General features: G+C 69.8%; 15 protein-coding genes and 1 pseudogene. 9 read left to right on the forward strand and 7 right to left on the reverse strand.

Annotated features, from left to right (window positions below; translation table 11 throughout):
* The first annotated feature begins 130 nt into the window (after positions 1-130).
* Positions 131-1,852 carry a serine/threonine protein kinase gene (locus EOT10_RS38710; RefSeq protein ID WP_127833079.1) on the forward strand — a complete coding sequence of 574 codons (1,722 nt, stop codon included), beginning with the start codon at positions 131-133 and terminating at the stop codon, positions 1,850-1,852.
* 160 nt (positions 1,853-2,012) lie between these two features.
* Here the strand turns inward: EOT10_RS38710 and EOT10_RS38715 are convergent, their stop codons facing one another.
* The gene (locus EOT10_RS38715; RefSeq protein ID WP_223281468.1) at positions 2,013-2,489 is read right to left on the reverse strand and encodes a MarR family winged helix-turn-helix transcriptional regulator; all 477 of its coding nucleotides are present in this window, start codon (positions 2,487-2,489) and stop codon (positions 2,013-2,015) included.
* Positions 2,490-2,586: 97 nt separating this feature from the next.
* Between EOT10_RS38715 and EOT10_RS38720 the strand changes: the two genes are divergently transcribed.
* Complete coding sequence (locus tag EOT10_RS38720; RefSeq protein WP_127833081.1) at positions 2,587-3,693, forward strand: epoxide hydrolase family protein; 1,107 nt, start codon at positions 2,587-2,589, stop codon at positions 3,691-3,693.
* Positions 3,694-3,731: 38 nt separating this feature from the next.
* Here the strand turns inward: EOT10_RS38720 and EOT10_RS38725 are convergent.
* Positions 3,732-4,082 (reverse strand): annotated as a pseudogene (locus EOT10_RS38725) (winged helix-turn-helix transcriptional regulator); the annotation flags it as partial.
* Positions 4,083-4,098: 16 nt separating this feature from the next.
* Here EOT10_RS38725 and EOT10_RS38730 point away from each other — a divergent pair.
* Entirely contained in the window at positions 4,099-5,022 is a 924-nt protein-coding gene (locus EOT10_RS38730) for an alcohol dehydrogenase catalytic domain-containing protein (protein ID WP_223281469.1), read from the forward strand.
* A 28-nt stretch (positions 5,023-5,050) separates the two neighbouring features.
* Here EOT10_RS38730 and EOT10_RS38735 read toward each other — a convergent pair whose 3' ends face one another.
* Positions 5,051-5,608 (reverse strand): YceI family protein, encoded by a 558-nt coding sequence (locus tag EOT10_RS38735; protein WP_127833082.1) that lies wholly within the window; start codon positions 5,606-5,608, stop codon positions 5,051-5,053.
* 89 nt (positions 5,609-5,697) lie between these two features.
* Positions 5,698-6,138 (reverse strand): YybH family protein, encoded by a 441-nt coding sequence (locus tag EOT10_RS38740; RefSeq protein ID WP_127833083.1) that lies wholly within the window; start codon positions 6,136-6,138, stop codon positions 5,698-5,700.
* 232 nt (positions 6,139-6,370) lie between these two features.
* Between EOT10_RS38740 and sigJ the strand changes: the two genes are divergently transcribed.
* A complete protein-coding gene (gene sigJ / locus EOT10_RS38745; RefSeq protein ID WP_127833084.1) occupies positions 6,371-7,309 on the forward strand; it encodes an RNA polymerase sigma factor SigJ in 939 nt (312 codons plus the stop codon).
* Positions 7,310-7,342: 33 nt separating this feature from the next.
* Here sigJ and EOT10_RS38750 read toward each other — a convergent pair whose 3' ends face one another.
* On the reverse strand, positions 7,343-7,783 hold the full coding sequence (locus EOT10_RS38750; protein WP_127833085.1) for a VOC family protein: 441 nt from the start codon (positions 7,781-7,783) through the stop codon (positions 7,343-7,345).
* Positions 7,784-8,432: 649 nt separating this feature from the next.
* On the opposite strand from EOT10_RS38750, the gene EOT10_RS38755 reads away from it, so the two are divergent.
* The 4 genes from EOT10_RS38755 (at position 8,433) to EOT10_RS38775 (ending at position 11,752) form a co-directional block, all read left to right on the forward strand.
* Entirely contained in the window at positions 8,433-8,834 is a 402-nt protein-coding gene (locus EOT10_RS38755) for a VOC family protein (protein WP_127833086.1), read from the forward strand.
* A gap of 93 nt (positions 8,835-8,927) precedes the next feature.
* A complete protein-coding gene (locus EOT10_RS38760; protein WP_223281470.1) occupies positions 8,928-9,191 on the forward strand; it encodes a MerR family transcriptional regulator in 264 nt (87 codons plus the stop codon).
* A gap of 61 nt (positions 9,192-9,252) precedes the next feature.
* The gene (locus EOT10_RS38765) at positions 9,253-10,473 is read left to right on the forward strand and encodes an RNA-guided endonuclease InsQ/TnpB family protein (protein WP_127833087.1); all 1,221 of its coding nucleotides are present in this window, start codon (positions 9,253-9,255) and stop codon (positions 10,471-10,473) included.
* A gap of 262 nt (positions 10,474-10,735) precedes the next feature.
* Positions 10,736-11,752: an NADPH:quinone oxidoreductase family protein gene (locus tag EOT10_RS38775; RefSeq protein WP_127833088.1), complete on the forward strand. Its 1,017-nt coding sequence runs from the start codon at positions 10,736-10,738 to the stop codon at positions 11,750-11,752.
* A 222-nt stretch (positions 11,753-11,974) separates the two neighbouring features.
* Here EOT10_RS38775 and EOT10_RS38785 read toward each other — a convergent pair whose 3' ends face one another.
* Positions 11,975-12,949 carry a helix-turn-helix domain-containing protein gene (locus EOT10_RS38785; protein ID WP_127833090.1) on the reverse strand — a complete coding sequence of 325 codons (975 nt, stop codon included), beginning with the start codon at positions 12,947-12,949 and terminating at the stop codon, positions 11,975-11,977.
* A gap of 171 nt (positions 12,950-13,120) precedes the next feature.
* Here EOT10_RS38785 and EOT10_RS38790 point away from each other — a divergent pair, with 171 nt between their 5' ends.
* The gene (locus EOT10_RS38790) at positions 13,121-17,227 is read left to right on the forward strand and encodes a S8 family serine peptidase (protein WP_127833091.1); all 4,107 of its coding nucleotides are present in this window, start codon (positions 13,121-13,123) and stop codon (positions 17,225-17,227) included.
* A gap of 286 nt (positions 17,228-17,513) precedes the next feature.
* Here the strand turns inward: EOT10_RS38790 and EOT10_RS42740 are convergent, their stop codons facing one another.
* Positions 17,514-17,648: a hypothetical protein gene (locus EOT10_RS42740; RefSeq protein WP_262985472.1), complete on the reverse strand. Its 135-nt coding sequence runs from the start codon at positions 17,646-17,648 to the stop codon at positions 17,514-17,516.
* Positions 17,649-17,651 lie beyond the last annotated feature (3 nt).

Genomic DNA, 17,651 nt, shown 5'->3' on the forward strand with positions numbered 1-17,651 from the left:
CACCGCGGGGACCGGTCCTTCCGCAGATGGGTATACCGGGCATGGCGTATTCACGTCCAACTCGTTTTGTCTTGGCCTGACTTGCTCGATAACCTGCCCGCCTTGAGCGCGAGCGGGCGGGGAACTACTGATGGTGGATAGCGCGGTCGCCGAACCGCTCGGTTCGGACGATCCGCAGGAGATCGGCAGCTTCACCATCATCGGCCTGCTCGGCGTCGGCGGCATGGGTGAGGTCTACCTCGGGGCGTCCGGCAAGGGCTACGCCGCCGTCAAGCGCGTCCGCTCCCGGCTGGTCTCCCACGAACGCTTCGAACGGGAGGTCGGCATCCTCTACCGTGTGCCGGCCGGAGTCGGGCCGCGGGTACTGGCGAGCGACAGCACCGCGGAACGTCCCTGGTTCGCCACCGAGTACGTGCCCGGACTCACCGTGGACGAGGCGGTCCGGCTGCGCGGCCCGCTGCCCGCCGAGGCACTGTGGCTGCTACTGGCCGAGGCGGCCACTCATCTGGCGTCCGTGCACGCGTTCGGGATCGTGCACCGTGACGTCAAACCCGGCAACGTCATGCTGGTCCGGGACGGTGTGAAGCTGATCGACTTCGGCATCGCACGCGCCGCGGACCAGGCGAGGCTCACCAAGAGCGGTGGCAGCTACGGTTCGCAGGGATTCTCGGCGCCGGAACAGCAGGCCGGGGACGAGGACGTCGACGCGCCCGCGGACGTCTACTCGCTCGGGGCGCTCGTGCTCTATGCGGCTTCGGGCCGCACGCCCGGTGTCGTCCCCGACGCCGAGCCGCTGCGCGCCGTGGACGCCGGCCTCGCCGACGTCATCGGGTCCTGCCTCGCGACCGGCCCCGGAGCCCGCCCCACCGCCGGCGAGGTGGCGGAGGCGGCCCGCGCACACCTTCCTGTTCCTCCTCCCTCCTGGCCTTCCGAGGTCATGTCACGCATCGCCTCGCGGCGTGCCTTCGAGGCGACGCCGGTCAGCAAACTGGAGACCGTCCCACCGCCGGACCTGGATGCGGATCCGACACCGGACCTGGATGCGGATCCGACGCCGGTCCCGGGTGCGGATCCGACGCCGGTCCCGGGTGCGGTTCCGACGCCGGTCCCGGGTGCGGTTCCGACGCCGGAGGCCGTGACCCCGTCCGCCGCGGTACCTCGCCACCAGCGCAAACGCCTGCTTCTGACCGCCGCGGTGATCGCCCTCGGCGCCGTCGCAGGGTTCGTACTCGTCCCGTCCACTGCTCGTCACAACAGCGCTGCGCATACGTCCGACAGTGCGTCGCCCGGCGCCCGGTTCACGTCCGGGGCGCCACGGAAATCGTCCTCGAGCCCGAGCCGTTCGGGCTCGCCCACCAAGGAGTCCGGGCGCCCGACCCGGAGAGTCCCGGCCGCCGGCACGCACACAACCGTCCCGCCGCGCGCCTCCAGCGCGCGTTCGCCCTCCGGCCCCGTCGCGACCGCCGCGTCCTCGGCAGCCGCCACGCGCGTCACCTCGTCGTCGATCCCTGGGATCAACGGCAAGGACGACCCGGCGCAGGTCAAGGGCTCCGAGGCGGACACCTCCTGGGTCGGCAACGACGCCGCCTGCTCCGCGTGGCTGGACGACAACGGCTCCGCCGAACTCGCCGGCGTGCTCAACACCTCCCTGAACCAGAGCTGCACCGCCGAGCTCCACCGCAGCGACGGCATCGCGTACAGGTTCCATGCCTCCTGGGGCGCCGCGAAGACAAACTTCATCTCGGACGTCGGCCACACGATGTGGATCTGTGTCTGGAACGCGAGTGACCGATCCGACGAGCAGTGCTCCGCCCACTTCGCCATGAACGGCGGCACCCCGGTCAAGCAGTGACGCGAACGCTTCAATCGTCCGCCCCGGCCCACGTCGCGTTCCCAAAGGCCCCGGCCAAGGCCCCGGCCAAGGCCCCGGCCAAGGCCCTGGCAAAGGCCGCTGGCCTGGATGTTGAACTGATAGCGGCCCAGGAGGTCGGCGGACAGCGCGGGTAGTAGGGCTATCGCGCGTCGTCCGGGCGCGGGTGCTGGGGGCGGTGGTGCTCTGTCAGGACGGTGAGCAGGTGGGTGAGTTCGTCCTGCTGGCGGGGGGTGAGGGGGGCGAGGAGTTCGCGCTGGGCGTCGGTGATGAGCGTGTCGAGGCGCTCCAGGTGGCGGCGGCCGGCGGGCGTGAGTGTGATGACGTTGCGGCGGCGGTCGGCGGGGTCGGGTTCGCGGCGGATGTATGCGCCGTTGGCGAGTTCGTTGAGGACGGCGACCATGTCGCTCCGGTAGATGCCGGTGCTGCGGCTGAGATCGGCCTGGCTCGCGGCGCCGGACTCGGCGAGCGCGACCAGCACGGCGAAGTGCCACTTCCGGGCCCCTTCTGCGGCCAGGCGCTCGTTGACGAGCCGGTCGGCGACGATCGAGGCCCCGGCGAGCAGGCGGCTGGGAATGGTGCGCAGCCGCGCCGGCGCGGGTTCGGGGGTCGTGCTCATGAAGGCCCTCCGCATCTTGTGTTAGTGCCACTAACAGTCTACCTTTGTTAGTGGCACTAACGTTTTGCTTCGAACGAGACTCGCTGGAGTGATGGCCATGATCAAGCCGTTCCGTATCGACATCCCCCAGGCCGACCTCGACGACCTGACCGACCGCCTCTCCCGCACCCGTTGGCCCAACGAGGTCGCCGACGCCGGGTGGGACTACGGCTTTCCCCTCGCGCGGCTGAAGGAGCTCGCCGAGTACTGGCGCACCCGCTACGACTGGCGTGCGCACGAGGCCGCGCTCAACGAGCTTCCGCACTTCACCACCGAGATCGACGGCCAGAACATCCACTTCGTCCACGTCCGCTCCTCGGACCCGGACGCGCTCGCCCTGATCCTCACCCACGGCTGGCCCGGCTCGTTCCTGGAATTCCTCGACGTGATCGAACCGCTGTCGCGCGACTTTCACCTGGTGATCCCGTCCATACCGGGGTACGGCTTCTCGGGTCCGACCGACCGGCGCGGGTGGGACATCGTCCACGTCGCGCGGGCCTGGGCCGAACTGATGAGCCGCCTCGGGTACGAGCGCTACGGCGCGCAGGGCGGCGACTTCGGCGCCGGCATCTCCCTGGCACTCGGCGCCGTGGCACCCGAGCGGGTCGTCGGGGTGCACGTCAACTACCTGCCGACCCGTCCGGACCCGGACGCCCGCGTCGAACTGTCCACGACGGACGAGGCGCGACTCGACAAGATCCGGCAGCTGATGGCCAATCGCCCGCCGTACCAGGCCCTGCAGGCCACCACCCCGCAGACCCTCGGCTACGCGCTGACCGACTCGCCCGTCGGCCAACTCGCGTGGATCGCCGAGCGCTTCGCCCAGTGGACCGACCCCGCCTCACCGATCGGCGACGAGCGGATGCTCACCGACATCTCCTTGTACTGGCTGACCGCCACGGCGGCCTCCTCCGCTCGGCTGCACCGCGAGACGCCGCGGCGGATCGAGCCGTGCCCGGTGCCGGTGGGCGTGGCGGTGTTCCCGCACGACATCACGCAGTCGGTGCGACCGCTGGCCGAGCGCCTGTACGACATCAGGCACTGGTCGGAGTTCGAGCGTGGCGGCCACTTCGCCGCGATGGAAGTGCCGGAGCTGCTCGCCGAGGACGTCCGAGACTTCTTCCTCACCCGAATCAAGCACGACGAGCTGGTCGCCACCCGCTGAGAGGCCAATGGGTGGCATCCCCCTTGCCACGGCTCTGCTCAGTGTTCGGTCGCCGTGCGGTGGTGTCCCGTGCGGTGGTGTCCCTCGCGGTGGTGTCCCTCGCGGTGCGCGAGGACGTCGGCCATGTGCGTTTCGGCCCAGTCCTTGAGGCCGGCTATGACGTGGTTCAGGGACAGACCGAGGTCCGTCAGTTCGTATGTGACGGTGACGGGCACGGTGGGCGTGACGGTACGGGTGACCAGGCCGTCGGCTTCCAGGGAGCGCAGGGTCTGGGTGAGCATCTTCTGGCTGGCGCCCGCGAGCCGGCGGGACAGTTCGGAGTAGCGCATCGACCGAGGGCCGTCGCCGTGGTCCGCTCCCGGGCGGTGCGGGCCGTCGCTGCCGAGCGCCGTCGAGGTCATCGAGGTGCCCGTCGTCGATCCTGGCCCCGGCCAGATCCGCGTGGCCACCGCCGCTGCGACGGTCAACCCCACCGATCTCGGCGTCGCGGCGGGCTTCTTCCACTCGATCGGACTGGTTCAGCAGCCCGAGCACACGGGCCTGGGCTGGGAGTTCGCCGGCGTCGTGGACGCGGCCGGGCCGGGCGTCGACCTGACCGTCGGCACCCGGGTGGCCGGTCTGGTGGTCGGCTTCGACCGCGACTACGGCACCTACGCCGAGCAGATCGTGGTCGCGGCGGCTGATGTTGCCCTGGTCCCCAACGAGTTGGACCTGCTGGCCGCGACCACGGTCCCCCTCAACGGGCTGGCCGCCGCACATGTCGTCGACCTGCTCGGCGACGCGCCCGCCGGGGCCGCCCGGCTGCTGGTGACCGGCGCAGCAGGGGCGGTCGGAGCGAACGTCGCCGTCCTCGCCCGGGAACGCGGCTGGCAGGTGACCGGGCTCGCCCGCACCGGCGACGAGGAGTTCGTCCGCGGCCTCGGAGCCGACTTCACCACGCACGCCGAGCCGGAATGGGACGCGGTCGCCGACCCCGCCCAGTTGAACGAGGAAGCGCTCAAGCTGGTCCGCGACGGCGGAGCCTACGTCGGGCTGCGGCCAGGGCTCGGACCGTCCGCCGAGCGCGGGATCTCGGTCGCCTCCGTGGTCACCGCTTTCGACAGCGCGCGACTGGCCGACCTCCTCACCCGCGCCCGCCGCGGGCGAACTTCCGGCCCGCGTCCACGCGGTCGTCTCTCTGGACCAGGCCGCGGAAGCCCACCGGGCCACCGCCGAGGGCGGGCTCCGCGGCCGCTACATCATCTGCCCCTGACCAACCCGGTGCCGAGCACCCGGCCCCAATGCGACGGTCGAACTGCGGAATCGGGACACCGTACGATCGGTCGGTGATGGGGCCTGGCCGCCCGTCCTGGGCGGGTCACTGGTGGAGAACGGCCTGGATTTCGAGGCTGACAGACACCTTGTTGCTGAGCGCGACGCCACCGGTGTCGATGCCGAAGTCGCGCCGGTTGATCTCCGCGGTCGCGGAGAAGCCGGCCCGCCGTTCATCCCGCCGGCCCGAGGTGAAGGCGTTCACCTTGAGGGTCAGCGGCACCTGCCGTGTGACACCGTGCAAGGTCAGCTCACCGTCGACGGTCCAACCGCCAACGGTCTGGCGGATGCCGGTCGAGTGGTAGCTCATCGTCGGGTACGTGTCGACGTCGAGGTATCCGTCGGACTGGAGGTGGTTGTCGCGCTTTGCGTTGCCGGTGTCGATGGACGCGAGGTCGATCGTCGCGGTGACCGACGAGCGCAGTGGGTCCTCGTCCGTGACGAGCGTGACGTCGTGGGTGGTGAACCGGCCCCGCGTCTTGATGATCCCGAGCAGGCGGACAGAGAAGGCGATCTCGGAGTGCGCAGGGTCGGCCTTCCACGTGCCGGCCACATAGCCCGGAACCGCGGTGGTCGCGGGGGTGGTGTTCCTGGTTTCGGTCATGGCTTCCTCCATGGTTGTGCGGCCGCGACCACGGCCGCATGACGAGGGGGGATGGTGGGTCGGGGTCGGGGTCGGGGTCAGGGTCGGGGTCAGGGCTCGAGGCCGACCACTCCTTTGCCGCTCGCGATGTCGAGCGGCACCGAGACGTGGTCGTGCGTGAGCAACCACATGCCGTCGATCTTCCGGAAGCCGTACGTGACCCTGACCCACATACCGCCCATCGCCGTCCCGTCCTTCAGCGTGCCGCTGAGACGAGCGAAGGCGTGCCCGAAGGCCATGTCGTCGCCCACGGTGAGGGTCAGCTCGCGAACCTCGTAGGTCACGCTCTCGAAGAACGCGAACACGGGCGCCCAGTTCTTGAGTTTCTCCCCCACCCCCACGCTCTGGAGCGGCGGCTCGATGTCGAAGGACACGATGTCCGTTGCGTAGAACTTCTTCAGCCCTTCGGGATCCTTGGCCTGGAGTCTCTCGGCGATCATGCCGACTTGCCGGCGAATCTCGGCTTCGTCCATCTCGCGTTGTGCAGGCATCGCGACCTCACTTCTCCTTATGTACGCCGGACGAACTGAGCGCCGGCGTGCTCGCTGGGTGATGTGTTCGTCTCAGCGGTTCGACAACACAGCCCCGCAGAATGTGAGGCCGGTGTGAGGCCGGTGCGTCGCCTCACATTCCGCGGTGCTGTGCTGTCGAACCGGTAGGAGCAGACACGACGAAGAGCAGATACGCCAAAGAACAGATACGACGAAGGGAACGGTCGGCACGATGAGCACCCGATCCGAGCCAGGACACGGCCGGCCCGATCCGGGCCTGGACGCGCTCATGAGCGAGCGGCGCCAACTGATCAATCGCGCGTACCGGCTTCTGGGCTCCCTGACCGAGGCCGAGGACGCCGTCCAGGAGACCTACACGCGCTGGTACGCCATGTCACGGCAGCAGCAGGACGCGATCGAGAACCCCGGTGCCTGGCTGACGACCGTTGCCGGCCGTATCTGCCTCAACCTGCTCGGCTCGGCACGGGCCAGGCGAGAGACCTACGTGGGCGAATGGATCCCAGAGCCACTGCCCGAGCATTCGGAGTGGGCCAATGGGCGGGCGGACGGCGCGACGGCCGATCCGGCCGACCGGGTCACCCTGGACGAGTCGGTCAACCTGGCCTTCCTGGTCGTGCTCGAATCGATGACCCCGGCCGAACGCGTCGCGTTCATCCTTCACGACGTCTTCTGCCACTCGTTTGCCGAAGTGGCCGAGATCGTCGGCCGGACCCCGGCGGCCTGCCGCCAGCTGGCCTCCTCGGCCCGCCGCCGCATCAGGGCCGCGCAGTCCTCCACGACTGCGGCAGCCCAACGCGCCGCCGTCGTCAGGGACTTCAAGCAAGCCTGGGAGGCCAAGGACATCGACGCCCTGATCGGCCTGCTCGACCCCGATGCCACGGCGATCGCCGACGGCGGTGGCCGTGCCATCACCTTCCCGCACCCCATCGAAGGCGCCGAGCAGATCGCGTACGTCTGGCGAGAGATCGCCCGCCGCAAGCCCGACACCATGACGATCCTGGAGCGTACGGTCAACGGTCAGCCCGGTCTGGTGGCTCAGGAGGACGGCATCATCGTGTCGGTGTACGCGTTCGAGGTCGCGGACGACCGGATCAAGCACATCTGGGTCGTACGCAACCCCGAGAAGCTCCATCCGTGGACGACGGGTTGAGGCACGTACACCTGCAGTCGGGTGCGCGTCGCCTCAGTGCAGTTGCTCGGCCAGCCCGACGATGATGCCCTCCGGGCCGCGGACGTAGCAGAGCAGATAGCTGTCCTCGAACCGGGCGATCTCGCCGAGGAGTTCGGCGCCGTGAGGGCGCAGGCGGGCAACGGTATCCTTGATGTCGTCGACGGCGAACATGACGCGGTGTGTGCCCAGAATGTTGTGCGGCCTGTCGCGCGGACCGGCGCTGATCGCCGCGGGGTTGCGGTACTTCGCCAGCTCGAGCCGACTGTGACCGTCCGGGGTCCGGAGCATCGCGATGTCACAGCGGACGCCGTCGAGTCCGGTGCACTGGTCGGCGAAGAGGCCCTCGACCTCCGCCCTGCCCTCCAGTTCCATGCCGAGTTCCACGAAGAACGCGATGGCGGCATCCATGTCCTCGACGACGATGCCGACGTTGTCCATCCGCTGAATCGCCATGCCGTTTTCTCCTTCTTCCTCGTGCGGCCGGTGGTGACCGCTCTCATGAAGATGATCAGCCGCAGCGTGCCGTCTCCATCCTTACAATGCTTCCTCGGCGATTCGCAGCGTGCGCCCTTGAGTACTACGCCTCCCCAATCAATTCACGGTGCAGGGTCGTCCGCATGGCCGCAGGCTCCCTCACGGCCGCGGCGGCTGGCGGACCACGGACAGGAACACAGTGCCCCGAAAATCCTGAACCCCCTGATCTCGCGGCCATCACACCGGCCGGCGGCTGCGCTGAGGTTCACCGGAGCGATCCTTCTTCCGGGAACGCATGGGGCCCGTCCGCGCACTGAGCGGACGGGCCCCATGATCGAGCGCCGGGCAGGCCTTGCACCTGCATTTCCCCGCAGGAAGCGGGGCGTCTTTCCTTGGACCACCAACGCAACACCAGCCGACCGGAGTTGCGGCGACCAGCTCGTGATCAAGTGTAGCGGACACGGTCAGAGCCGCCGACCCGGCAGCGTGCTGGACCGGCCGCCGCCCCGGCGCGCAGCCATGCCCTTGAAGCCGTCGGCCGGCGAGAATTTCTCCGTCCGTCCGTCACATTCCCCGCTCGGCGCCCGTCAGGGAGGTGAGACAGACCGGCAGACGGAAGGACACCACAATGCTGACCAACATCATGTACGTGACGCTCTATGTCACCGACCAGGACCGCGCGCTGCGCTTCTACACGGAGCAGCTCGGCCTGGAGAAGCGCATCGACTTCCCCAACCCCGGCGGGCGATTCCTCACCGTGGGCGTCCCCGGCAGCCCCGTGGAGATCCTCCTGTGGGCGCATCCGGCGGCCGCGGGCCAGCCGGCCGAGGCAGGCGCCACGCCCGGCCCGGTCATCCTCGAGTCGGACGACCTGCGAGCGGACTTCAAAGTGTTCCGCGACCGCGGTGTGACCTTCGACGAGGCGGAGCCGGTGGAATACGGCTTCGGTGTTCGTATCGAGACGGCGGATCCGGACGGCAACCGCATCTCGCTGCGCGAGCGCAACAAGGCGGCCCGTGACAACGGCTGACGGTTCGTAGCCTGATGTGGCCGGCGCGGTCGGACGTGCCGGCCACAGACGCATGCCGGAAGATCGCGGTGCTCCTGGGCGTTGCCTCCAGGTATGAAGATCAGCGAGGCTTCCAGAGTCAGCGGTGTGAGTGCGAGATCGTTGCGGCACTACGAGGACGAGGGCTTGATCGTCCCCGGTCGTTTCAGTAACGGGTTCCGCGACTACTGCCAGTCCACGATCGACCGGGTGCTCGTCATCCGCACGCTGCTGGAGTCCGGGCTGCCCGTGCGATTGATCGGCCAGCTCTTCGGCGCAGGCCCCGGCCTTCAGGCCGGGGATAGCCGATCCTCGCACCGGAGCCGCGCAGTGGCGTAGTTCGCTGTGTTGTCAGTGGCCGCCGATAGAGTGGTCGCATCGGTTGGAGGGGGGTGTTCTCATGCTGTCGGGCCGCAGGTATCGGCTTGAGTTGACGGCCGAACAGGCGGAGATGTGCGAGGAGTTCGGCAACATCTGCCGGTCGGTGTGGAACACCGGCCTTCACCAGCGCCGGGAGTACCGGCGGCGCGGGGCGTGGATGAACTACGTGCCCCAGGCCGCCGAGCTGGCCGACGCGAAGAAAGAACACGCCTGGTTGAAGGCCGCGCCGTCGCATGTGTTGCAGCAGACCCTGCGGGACCTGGACCGGGCGTGCCGAGATCATGGCACGTTCAAGGTGCGGTGGAGGTCGAAGGTGCGTTGGTCGCCTTCGTTCCGGTTCCCCGCCGGGAACCACATCGAGGTGGAACGTCTGGGCCGTAAGTGGGGCCGGGCGAAGCTGCCGAAGGTGGGCTGGGTCCGCTTCCGCTGGTCGCGCCCCGTGGGCGGGGAGATCCGGTCCGCGACCGTGTCCCGAAAGGCCGGGCGCTGGTACGTCTCCTTCCTCGTGGACGACCAGGCCGTCACACCCGAGAAGCACGCGATGCCCGGCGCAGCGGTCGGGATCGACCGGGGAGTCAAGGTTGCGGCGGTCACCTCGGACGGCGACTTCCACGACCGGGAGTTCATCACCGCCGGTGAGGCTGGACGGTACCGGCGGCTTCAGCAGCAGTTCGCCCGCACCAAGAAGGGCAGCGCCAACCGGTCCAAGACCCGGGCGGCGATGAACCGGATCATGGGCCGGGTCACGGACCGGTGTGCGGATTTCTGTGCGCAGACCGCTTCCCGGATCGTCGCGAAAAACGCTCTGGTGGTGCTGGAAGACCTGCGGATCAAGAACATGTCCGCGTCCGCCTCGGGCACGATCGAGGCGCCGGGTTCCCGCGTCGCTCAGAAACGGGGCCTGAACAGGGCGATCCTCGACAAGGGATGGCACCGCCTCGAACTCGCCCTCGTGGGCGCCGCCCGGTACACGGGCACGACCGTGGTGAAGGTCAATCCCGCGTACACGTCGCAAAGGTGTTCCGCCTGCGGCTTCGCCTGCGAAGAAAACCGAGAGAGCCAATCGGTCTTCGTGTGCAAAGCCGAAGGCTGCGGACACACCGCACACGCCGACGTGAACGCGGCCGTCAACATCAAACACGCGGGCGGGCAGCCCGTGTCAGCCTGTGGAGACCTCGGCGCCAGCCGGTCCGCGAAGCAGGAACCCGTAAGCCGGGCGACCGGCCGAACCCCCTCATAGGGGAATCCCCCTCCCTTCAGGAGGGAGGAAGTCAACAGGGAACTCCTGCCCCGCCTCGCTGACGGATCCGGTGCCGGCACGGATGCGGTGTGCGCAGAGTTCCTGCAGGAGGTGCAGAGCTACCGCGATCGGCTCGCCGCCCGCATCTCCGTTCTCAGCGATCAGCAGGCGGCTCTCGACGGCTACCTGCGAGAGGCCCGAAGTGCTCGTCTCTGACCGCTACTTGACCTTGCCATAAGTGTCAGTCTTCTACGTTCGGTGCATGGAGATCAACGAGCAGCGGAACACCACCGAGCAGACGGTACGAGCACTGGTCCAGCGGACGCACCGGGGACCGGCGGATCTGGCCCTCACGGCCGATCAGCGGCGCCCCACCCCCGGGCCCGGCGAGTATGCGATCCGCGTAGGCGCCGCCGGGGTCAACTTCGCTGACGTCATGCAGACCCGTGGAACATACGGAGGAGGACCGCAGGCCCCGTATGTGGCGGGCTTCGAGGCCGCCGGCGAGATCGTGGGGGTCGGCCCGGACGTCGAGAGCCCGCTGCCGCTCGGCACCCACGTCGTCGGAGCCGGCCCGGGGACCTTCGCGCAGGACATGACGATGCCGGCCGCGGGTGTGCTTCCCGTACCGTCCGGCTGGAGCGACGCCGAAGCCCTCGGTTTGGTGCTGAACTGGGCCACCGCCTTGGCGGCACTGAAGCCGCTGGGCGAGATCAAGGCGGGTGAGGCAGTCCTCATCCATGCTGCCGCCGGAGGTGTGGGGCAGGCCGCCGTCCGCCTCGCCCGCCACTACGGTGCGCGTGTGATCGCCACGGCCTCACCGGAGAAGCACGACACCGTCAAAGCACTCGGCGCCGATGAAGTCCTGGACAGCCGACGCCCGGATCTGGCAGGGGAGATCACCCGCCTGACCGGCGGCGTCGACGTGGTCCTGGAATCGGTGGGACAGGCCACGTTCAAGACCAGCCTGTCCGTCACCAAACCCTTCACCGGACGCATCGTCGTGTTCGGCGCCGCTTCCGGCGACGCGACCCTCACCACACACGACCTGGTCTTCACCCACCAGGTCCAGGTCAAGGGTTTGCACATCGGTGCACTGGCGGTCGCGGCCCCGTCCGTCTACCGGTCGTTGCTCGTCGAGATCGAGGCACTCATCGCCCAGGGCGTGTACCCGCCCGGCACTCCCCGCGTCCATCCTCTGGCCGAAGGGCCGGCAGTGCTCCGGCAACTCGAAGCGGGCCGAAGCCATGGCAAGCTCGCCCTCGATCCCTGGCGCTAGGGCGTGTTTCGAAAGTCCCGCCTGCCCCGCGGCGTCTGGCACGCACGCTCGCGGCGTTGCCGAAACGTCCGAGTGGCTCCGCCACTAGGACGCTCCGGCGCCTTGCGATCGCACGCACCAGACGCCGCGGGGCCCGCCCTCCGGGCGGACGACGCTACTTTCGAAACACGCCCTAGGAACGGGTCAGAACCCACTCTCGTCAGGTGGCGGTCAGCTGCACTCCTAGAGCCAGCCCCGGCGCGCGGCCAGGGCGGCGGCCTGGAAGCGGGTGGCCGCGCCGAGTTCGGTCATCAGGCGGTGGATGCGGCGCTGTGTGGTGCGCTGGCTCCAGCCCTGGGTGCGGGCGATGGTCGCGTCCGTGGCGCCCGAGGTGAGCAGGGTCAGCAGCGCGCGGGTGTCGGCGTCGGGGCCGCCCGGTTGCTCGATGGTGTCCATGGTGTCGGTGATCGGGGCCGCCCGTTCCCACTCGGCCTCGAACAGCGCCTCCAGCGCGGTCAGCATCGGTGAATGGTGGACGAGATACGCCGCCGAGTGGCCGCCGGGCGCGAGGCTCAGCGGGATGACCGCCGACCGGTCGTCGGATATCAGCAGCTTCAGCGGCAACTGGGCGCGTACCCGGGCCTGTTCGCCGGTGCGGACGCTCGGCAGGATGTCGTCTAGGAGCCGCCCGGGCCAGGCGACCGCGGCCCGGTCGTAGATCACCCGGTAGGTGACACCGGTGCGCTGGCGCTGCACCTGGAGTTCCAGGTTGCTGCCGGGACGGTCGATGTACGGGGGCCGGTCGAACGTACGGACCTGCCGCCGGGAGCCGTTGTACAGCCGGCGGACCGCGGCGCTGACGTCCTCGCGCCCCGTCAGCAGCTCCACCGCGATGCCCGGATCACTGATGCGCTGTGCCTCGCGGTGCTTCTCGGTGAGCCGTTGCACCAGGGAGCGCGCCGCGTCCAGACGGTGTTCGCGGTCCTGGATGAGCGCGGTGACGGCGACGTCGGGGGAGGCTGCGGTGAACAGCGGCGGGCGGCTCGCGGACCGGATCGCCAGACCGTCCTTGACCAGTGCGGACAGCAGCCGACCGGTCCTGCTCACCGACAGACCGCACCCGGCGGCGAGTTGGGTCGCCGTGCTCCGCGGGCGTCCGACCAGTGCCGTATAGACCAGTTCTGTTTCGCCGTCGAGTCCAACAACGTCAAGTTCCATCTACGCTCCGGTCGTCCCTGGCCACTGGCCGCCACCTGGCAGAAGTCGGCCACATCAGTCATCTTGCGCCACTTCCACGCCCGTTGACATCTTCCCGGGAGACAAGGGCGCCGTCCCTCACCGGTACGCCCCTGTCGTATGCGCACCCACTTCTCCCACGGAAGGTGGCCCATGCCACGTGCCAATCCCTCGGGCAGACGACTCGTCCGCGTCTGCACCGTGTTGCTCCTCGCCGGCTCCTCCTTCGGTCTGGCCGTGCCCGCCGGTGCGGAACCCGCCGGTGCGGCACCCGTCGGCACGATGCCCGTCGGTAAGGCGCCCCGACCGGACAGCGCGCCGCTGCAGATGCCGGCCACGAAGGAATCGCCTCCCAGACCGCTCAAGGAACGTCAGGGCGTGGTGCCCGGCCGGATCCTGGTCACCCTCGACCAGGGCACGTCCGTCACCGGCGGTTCCGTGCCCGGCACCCGCGTCGCGGCCCGCACCGCGCGCACCAGCAACACCCGGCTGAACGCCAAGCTCCGTACGGTGGGCGCCACATCGCTGCACCCGCTCCTGCGAAAGGCCGACCCCGCGCTGCCCGGCGCCTACGTCGTGCAGACCAGCCAGAAGGATTCGGTGGCCGTGGCCCGCGCACTGCGGGGCACACCCGGAATCGCCCGCGTCGAGCCCGACCGTTACGTGAACACCATGCACACCGGGGGATCGCCGCTGCCGTCGGCCACGACCCGGGCGTTCGCGAAGGCCACCCGCGCGGACGCTGCCGGACCGGCAGCCCGTAGCGACGGCAACCCCCCGGCGGCCCCCGCTGCGGACGTACCCGGCAACGACACGCTCACCAACTCCGCCCAGGCGTTCCTCAACGCGGGCGGGGTGAACGCGGTCGGCGCCTTCTCAATGCTCCAGGGCCGGTACGGGCAGCAGCCCGGCGCCGGCGAGACCATCACCAACGTCTCCCTCGGAGACCTCACCGACCAGTCGATGGCCGACGCGGGCGACGACTACGTCAAGTCCTACGGCCCGACGACCGTGCTCAAGGACGGGCAGCGCTATCTCGACCTGCCGTCGATGCCGCTGATCCCGGCCTACGTGGCGAAGGACTCCGGCGGTCTCGACGGCGCCGCGTCCACGAAGAACCAGGACCCCGCGCTCGGCGAAGTCCTCCTGGACTTCAGCGTGATGGCGCCGCTCGCCCACGATCGCCAGCGCCCCGAAGCCACCGGCAGCGGCTACACCGACCTGCTGGGCATAGCCCCCGGGGCCGACTACCGCCTGGTCGTCCCCGAGCAGCCGACCGTGGACCGGATCGCCGGCGCCCTGCTGGCCGCGGCCCACCAGTCGCCCCGGCCCTCCGTCATCACCGCCAGCCTCGGCTTCGGCACCGACACCGAGGGGTTCCCCGGCCGGTACCTGGAGGACGACCCGTACATCCGCTCCGTGGTCGCGTCCATCGTGCGGGAGGGCGTCGTCGTGACGATCGCCTCCAACGATGGCACCCGCCTCTACACGCCGGCGGCCGTCGGGCCGGACGGCGGCAGCACGCCCACGGACCTCGCCCCGGGTGACCGGTCGGCGACCACCATCGACGACGTCGGTGAGTCCACCACGCCGTCCCGGATACCCGACAGCGGCGCCATCGCCGCGGGCGGCACCACCCTGGACGACACGCTGGCCGGCGGCCCGGACGGTGACGCGACCACAGCCGAGACCCGGATCAGCGGCTCCGGCACCTTCTCCTCCGGCTTCGGCAGCCGCGTCGACCTCTCGGCGCCGAGCGACAACATCCTCGCCTTCTCGCACGGCATCGGCGGCGGCGCCGGGGCCGTGAGCGTCTCGCTGAACGGCGGTACGTCCGCCTCCGCGCCCGAGATCGCCGCCGCGGCAGCGGTCGTCCTGCAGTCCGGCCGCCTCGCCGGCCACCGCCTGACCCCGGCCGCCGTACGGCAGATCCTCGAAGCGACCGGCCGCCCCGTCTCCACACCGCCGCAGATCGACCGGCAGCTGCACGTGGGCCCGCAGATCGACGTAACGGCCGCCGTGCAGAAGCTGATCGGCCGCAAGGTGGACACCAGCACGGACCCGTCCGCCGCCTCGGGCCCCGCCGCTCCGGCGATCGTCCGGCTCTCCGTCGCGCACCGCGTCACCAGGGGCAGCCTGGGCGGCTCGTTCCTGGAGACCACCGACCAGGACCGGATCGACCTCGGTAACCGGGCCTCAGGCGGCAACGGAGCGGCACTCCTCGGACCGGTCACCTTCGCGGGAGACGTCACGGGTGCCACCGGCCGTGAGACGTACACCCTCATCGTCGGCTCGAAGACGTTCCGCTCGGACACCCCGGCGATCCGGCTGACCCCGACGCAACTGCTCGCCGCAGCGGGGCTCCCCGTCGTCGCCGACGCCGACCGCGAGATCACTGTCACGTACCGGGTCCTGACCGACGGCCACACCAGCGCGAGCGTCACCCGCACCCTCACAGTCGGCCCCAGTGACGGCACGCACGCCCAGGTCCCCGCCCCCCAGGTCCCGGCGACCGTGCCGACCGGGAAGTCCGTCACCGTCTCGTACGACCTGACCGGTGTCACGGGCACCGACACGCCACAGCTGGTGCTGTCCACGGTCGGCCACTGGAACCCGATGCTCGCGCCCGTCTTCAGCGCCGCCTGGCACCAGGAACTGACCGAGAAGAAGGGCACCGTCACAATCCCGGCCGACGCGTTCACCGGCGGCGCCGGCATCTACGGTGTCGGCATCGTCAGGTCCGGCTTCGGCGACGGCCCGAGCCGCACGGTGTACGGCGAGTTCGCGCCCTTCCGGGTCGGCGGCTCCACCGCTTCGGAGCGCCCGGACGCGCCCACTCTCACGGGGACGAACGGCGCCACCGGCCACCGGGCCGAGGCGAGCCGCGCGAACCCCGGCGTCGCGGTGCACTACGACGTACGGGCCGTGCCCGGGGCGTACGCGACGGAGCTGGAGATCTCGGCACCCGCTCCCACGCTGTTCGGGACGGTGAACACCTTCACCAACGTCAACGGCGACCGGCTCGACCACAACGGCGTCGACAGCCCCTCCGTCCACCACCAAGTGCTCACCCACACCTCGGGAACGACGCGCCTCAACGCGGCGGAACTCGGTCTCGGCAGCTCGAACACCTACGGGGTCCGGGTGCTCGCCCTGGACCACGACGGCAACGTAATAGGCCAGGCCTCACCCCTGTCCTCCCTGACCTACGACGACGGGGTCGCCCCCGGCGGCTCCGGCGTACTGAACTTCGCCGCGGCCGGCGAGCACTCCGTGGCGGCGCTGGTCACCCCTGCCGGCAGCACCGAACTGCGGCACTACTCCACCGCGACGGGCCACTACGGCGACGTCATCACGTCCGACTCGAGTGAGAACGGGTCGTACTACAACGTCGTCGGCGCGACCGGAGACCGGGCCCTGGCGGTCCACTACCTGGACGGCGGCAAGGAGGTGCGGGTGGAGACCTGGAACACCGCCACCGACACCCTCGCCGGCTCCACCACGCTGCGCGCGGGCCAGGACTTCTACCTCACCGGCCGGGTGGACCCCGTCCACAACCGGGGCGTCCTGCTCCTGCGCACGGACGGCAAGGACGCCGTGCTGCCCGTGGACCTCGCCACCGGCACCGCGGGAGACCCGGTCCCCGGCGACCCCGCAGGAATCACCCCCGGCCAGTTCACCCTGCTCACCATCGACAACGCGTCCGGACAGGTATTCCTGGCCCGGGCGGCGGGTCCCTACAACTGCCTCAGCAACGCCAGTGTGGCCCGGATCGACCTCGACGCACGGACGGCGACGAAGGGGGGCAGCACCTCCGCGTGCAGCCACGGCATCGCGTCGGACGGGGCCGGATCGCTGTACAACCTGTCCGCCAGGGTGGTCAGCGTCAACATCGTGCCGAACGCCTCACTGGGCGCACTGGACGAGCAGACCGGCACCACCGGCAGCGCGTTCACCGTACGCAAGGGCCTGCCGACCAGTCTCGCGGTGGACGGCACGAACCAGGTCGCCGTGGTGTCCTTCCGGACTCCGGTCGGCCCCGCGTACTTCGGGTCCACGGCGATGGCGGTCGTCGACAACAACGCCACCAGCCAACTGGCCGTGGTGGACCTGAAGACCGGCAAACCCATCCGGACGTTGTCCGGCTTCATGACCGGACAGAACGGGGCGTCGGAGAACGCCATCCAGCTGGATCCGAAGACCCGGACGGGCTGGACGGTCGGCCCCTACAACGAGCAGATCCAGCAGTTCAGTTACTGAGCAGCCGCTCGCCATCGATCCGCTGCTGATCAGCTGATCAGCTGAGCTCCGCCGGAGACACCTGAGGCCGTGCCGGGCGTACGAGAGCGCGTACGCCCGGCGCGGCTGTGTGCGTGGCGAGAGGCAGCGGAGGAGGGGAGTGCTCACCCCGACGAGTGGAACGCGCTCTACAACGAGGGGGCACGTAGCGGGTCGTGATCGGCGCGGGGGTTTCCCCTCGGGTGACATTCGATCGGGTAGATCGTCTTGCGCGGCGCGTGGTGGTCGCGCCTCTGCAGCTGCTCTGTCATACGTCGACCTGCTCGAAGATGTGCGGGTACGACACGACGTCGTCGGGGGACTCGGCAGCCATGCGCTGGAACTCCGGGTTGCCGAACGCCGTGGCGAGAGCCTCGGTCGACTCCCAGACCGCGACGTTCATCAG

Source organism: Streptomyces antnestii, assembly GCF_004005495.1.
Lineage (GTDB): Bacteria > Actinomycetota > Actinomycetes > Streptomycetales > Streptomycetaceae > Streptomyces > Streptomyces antnestii.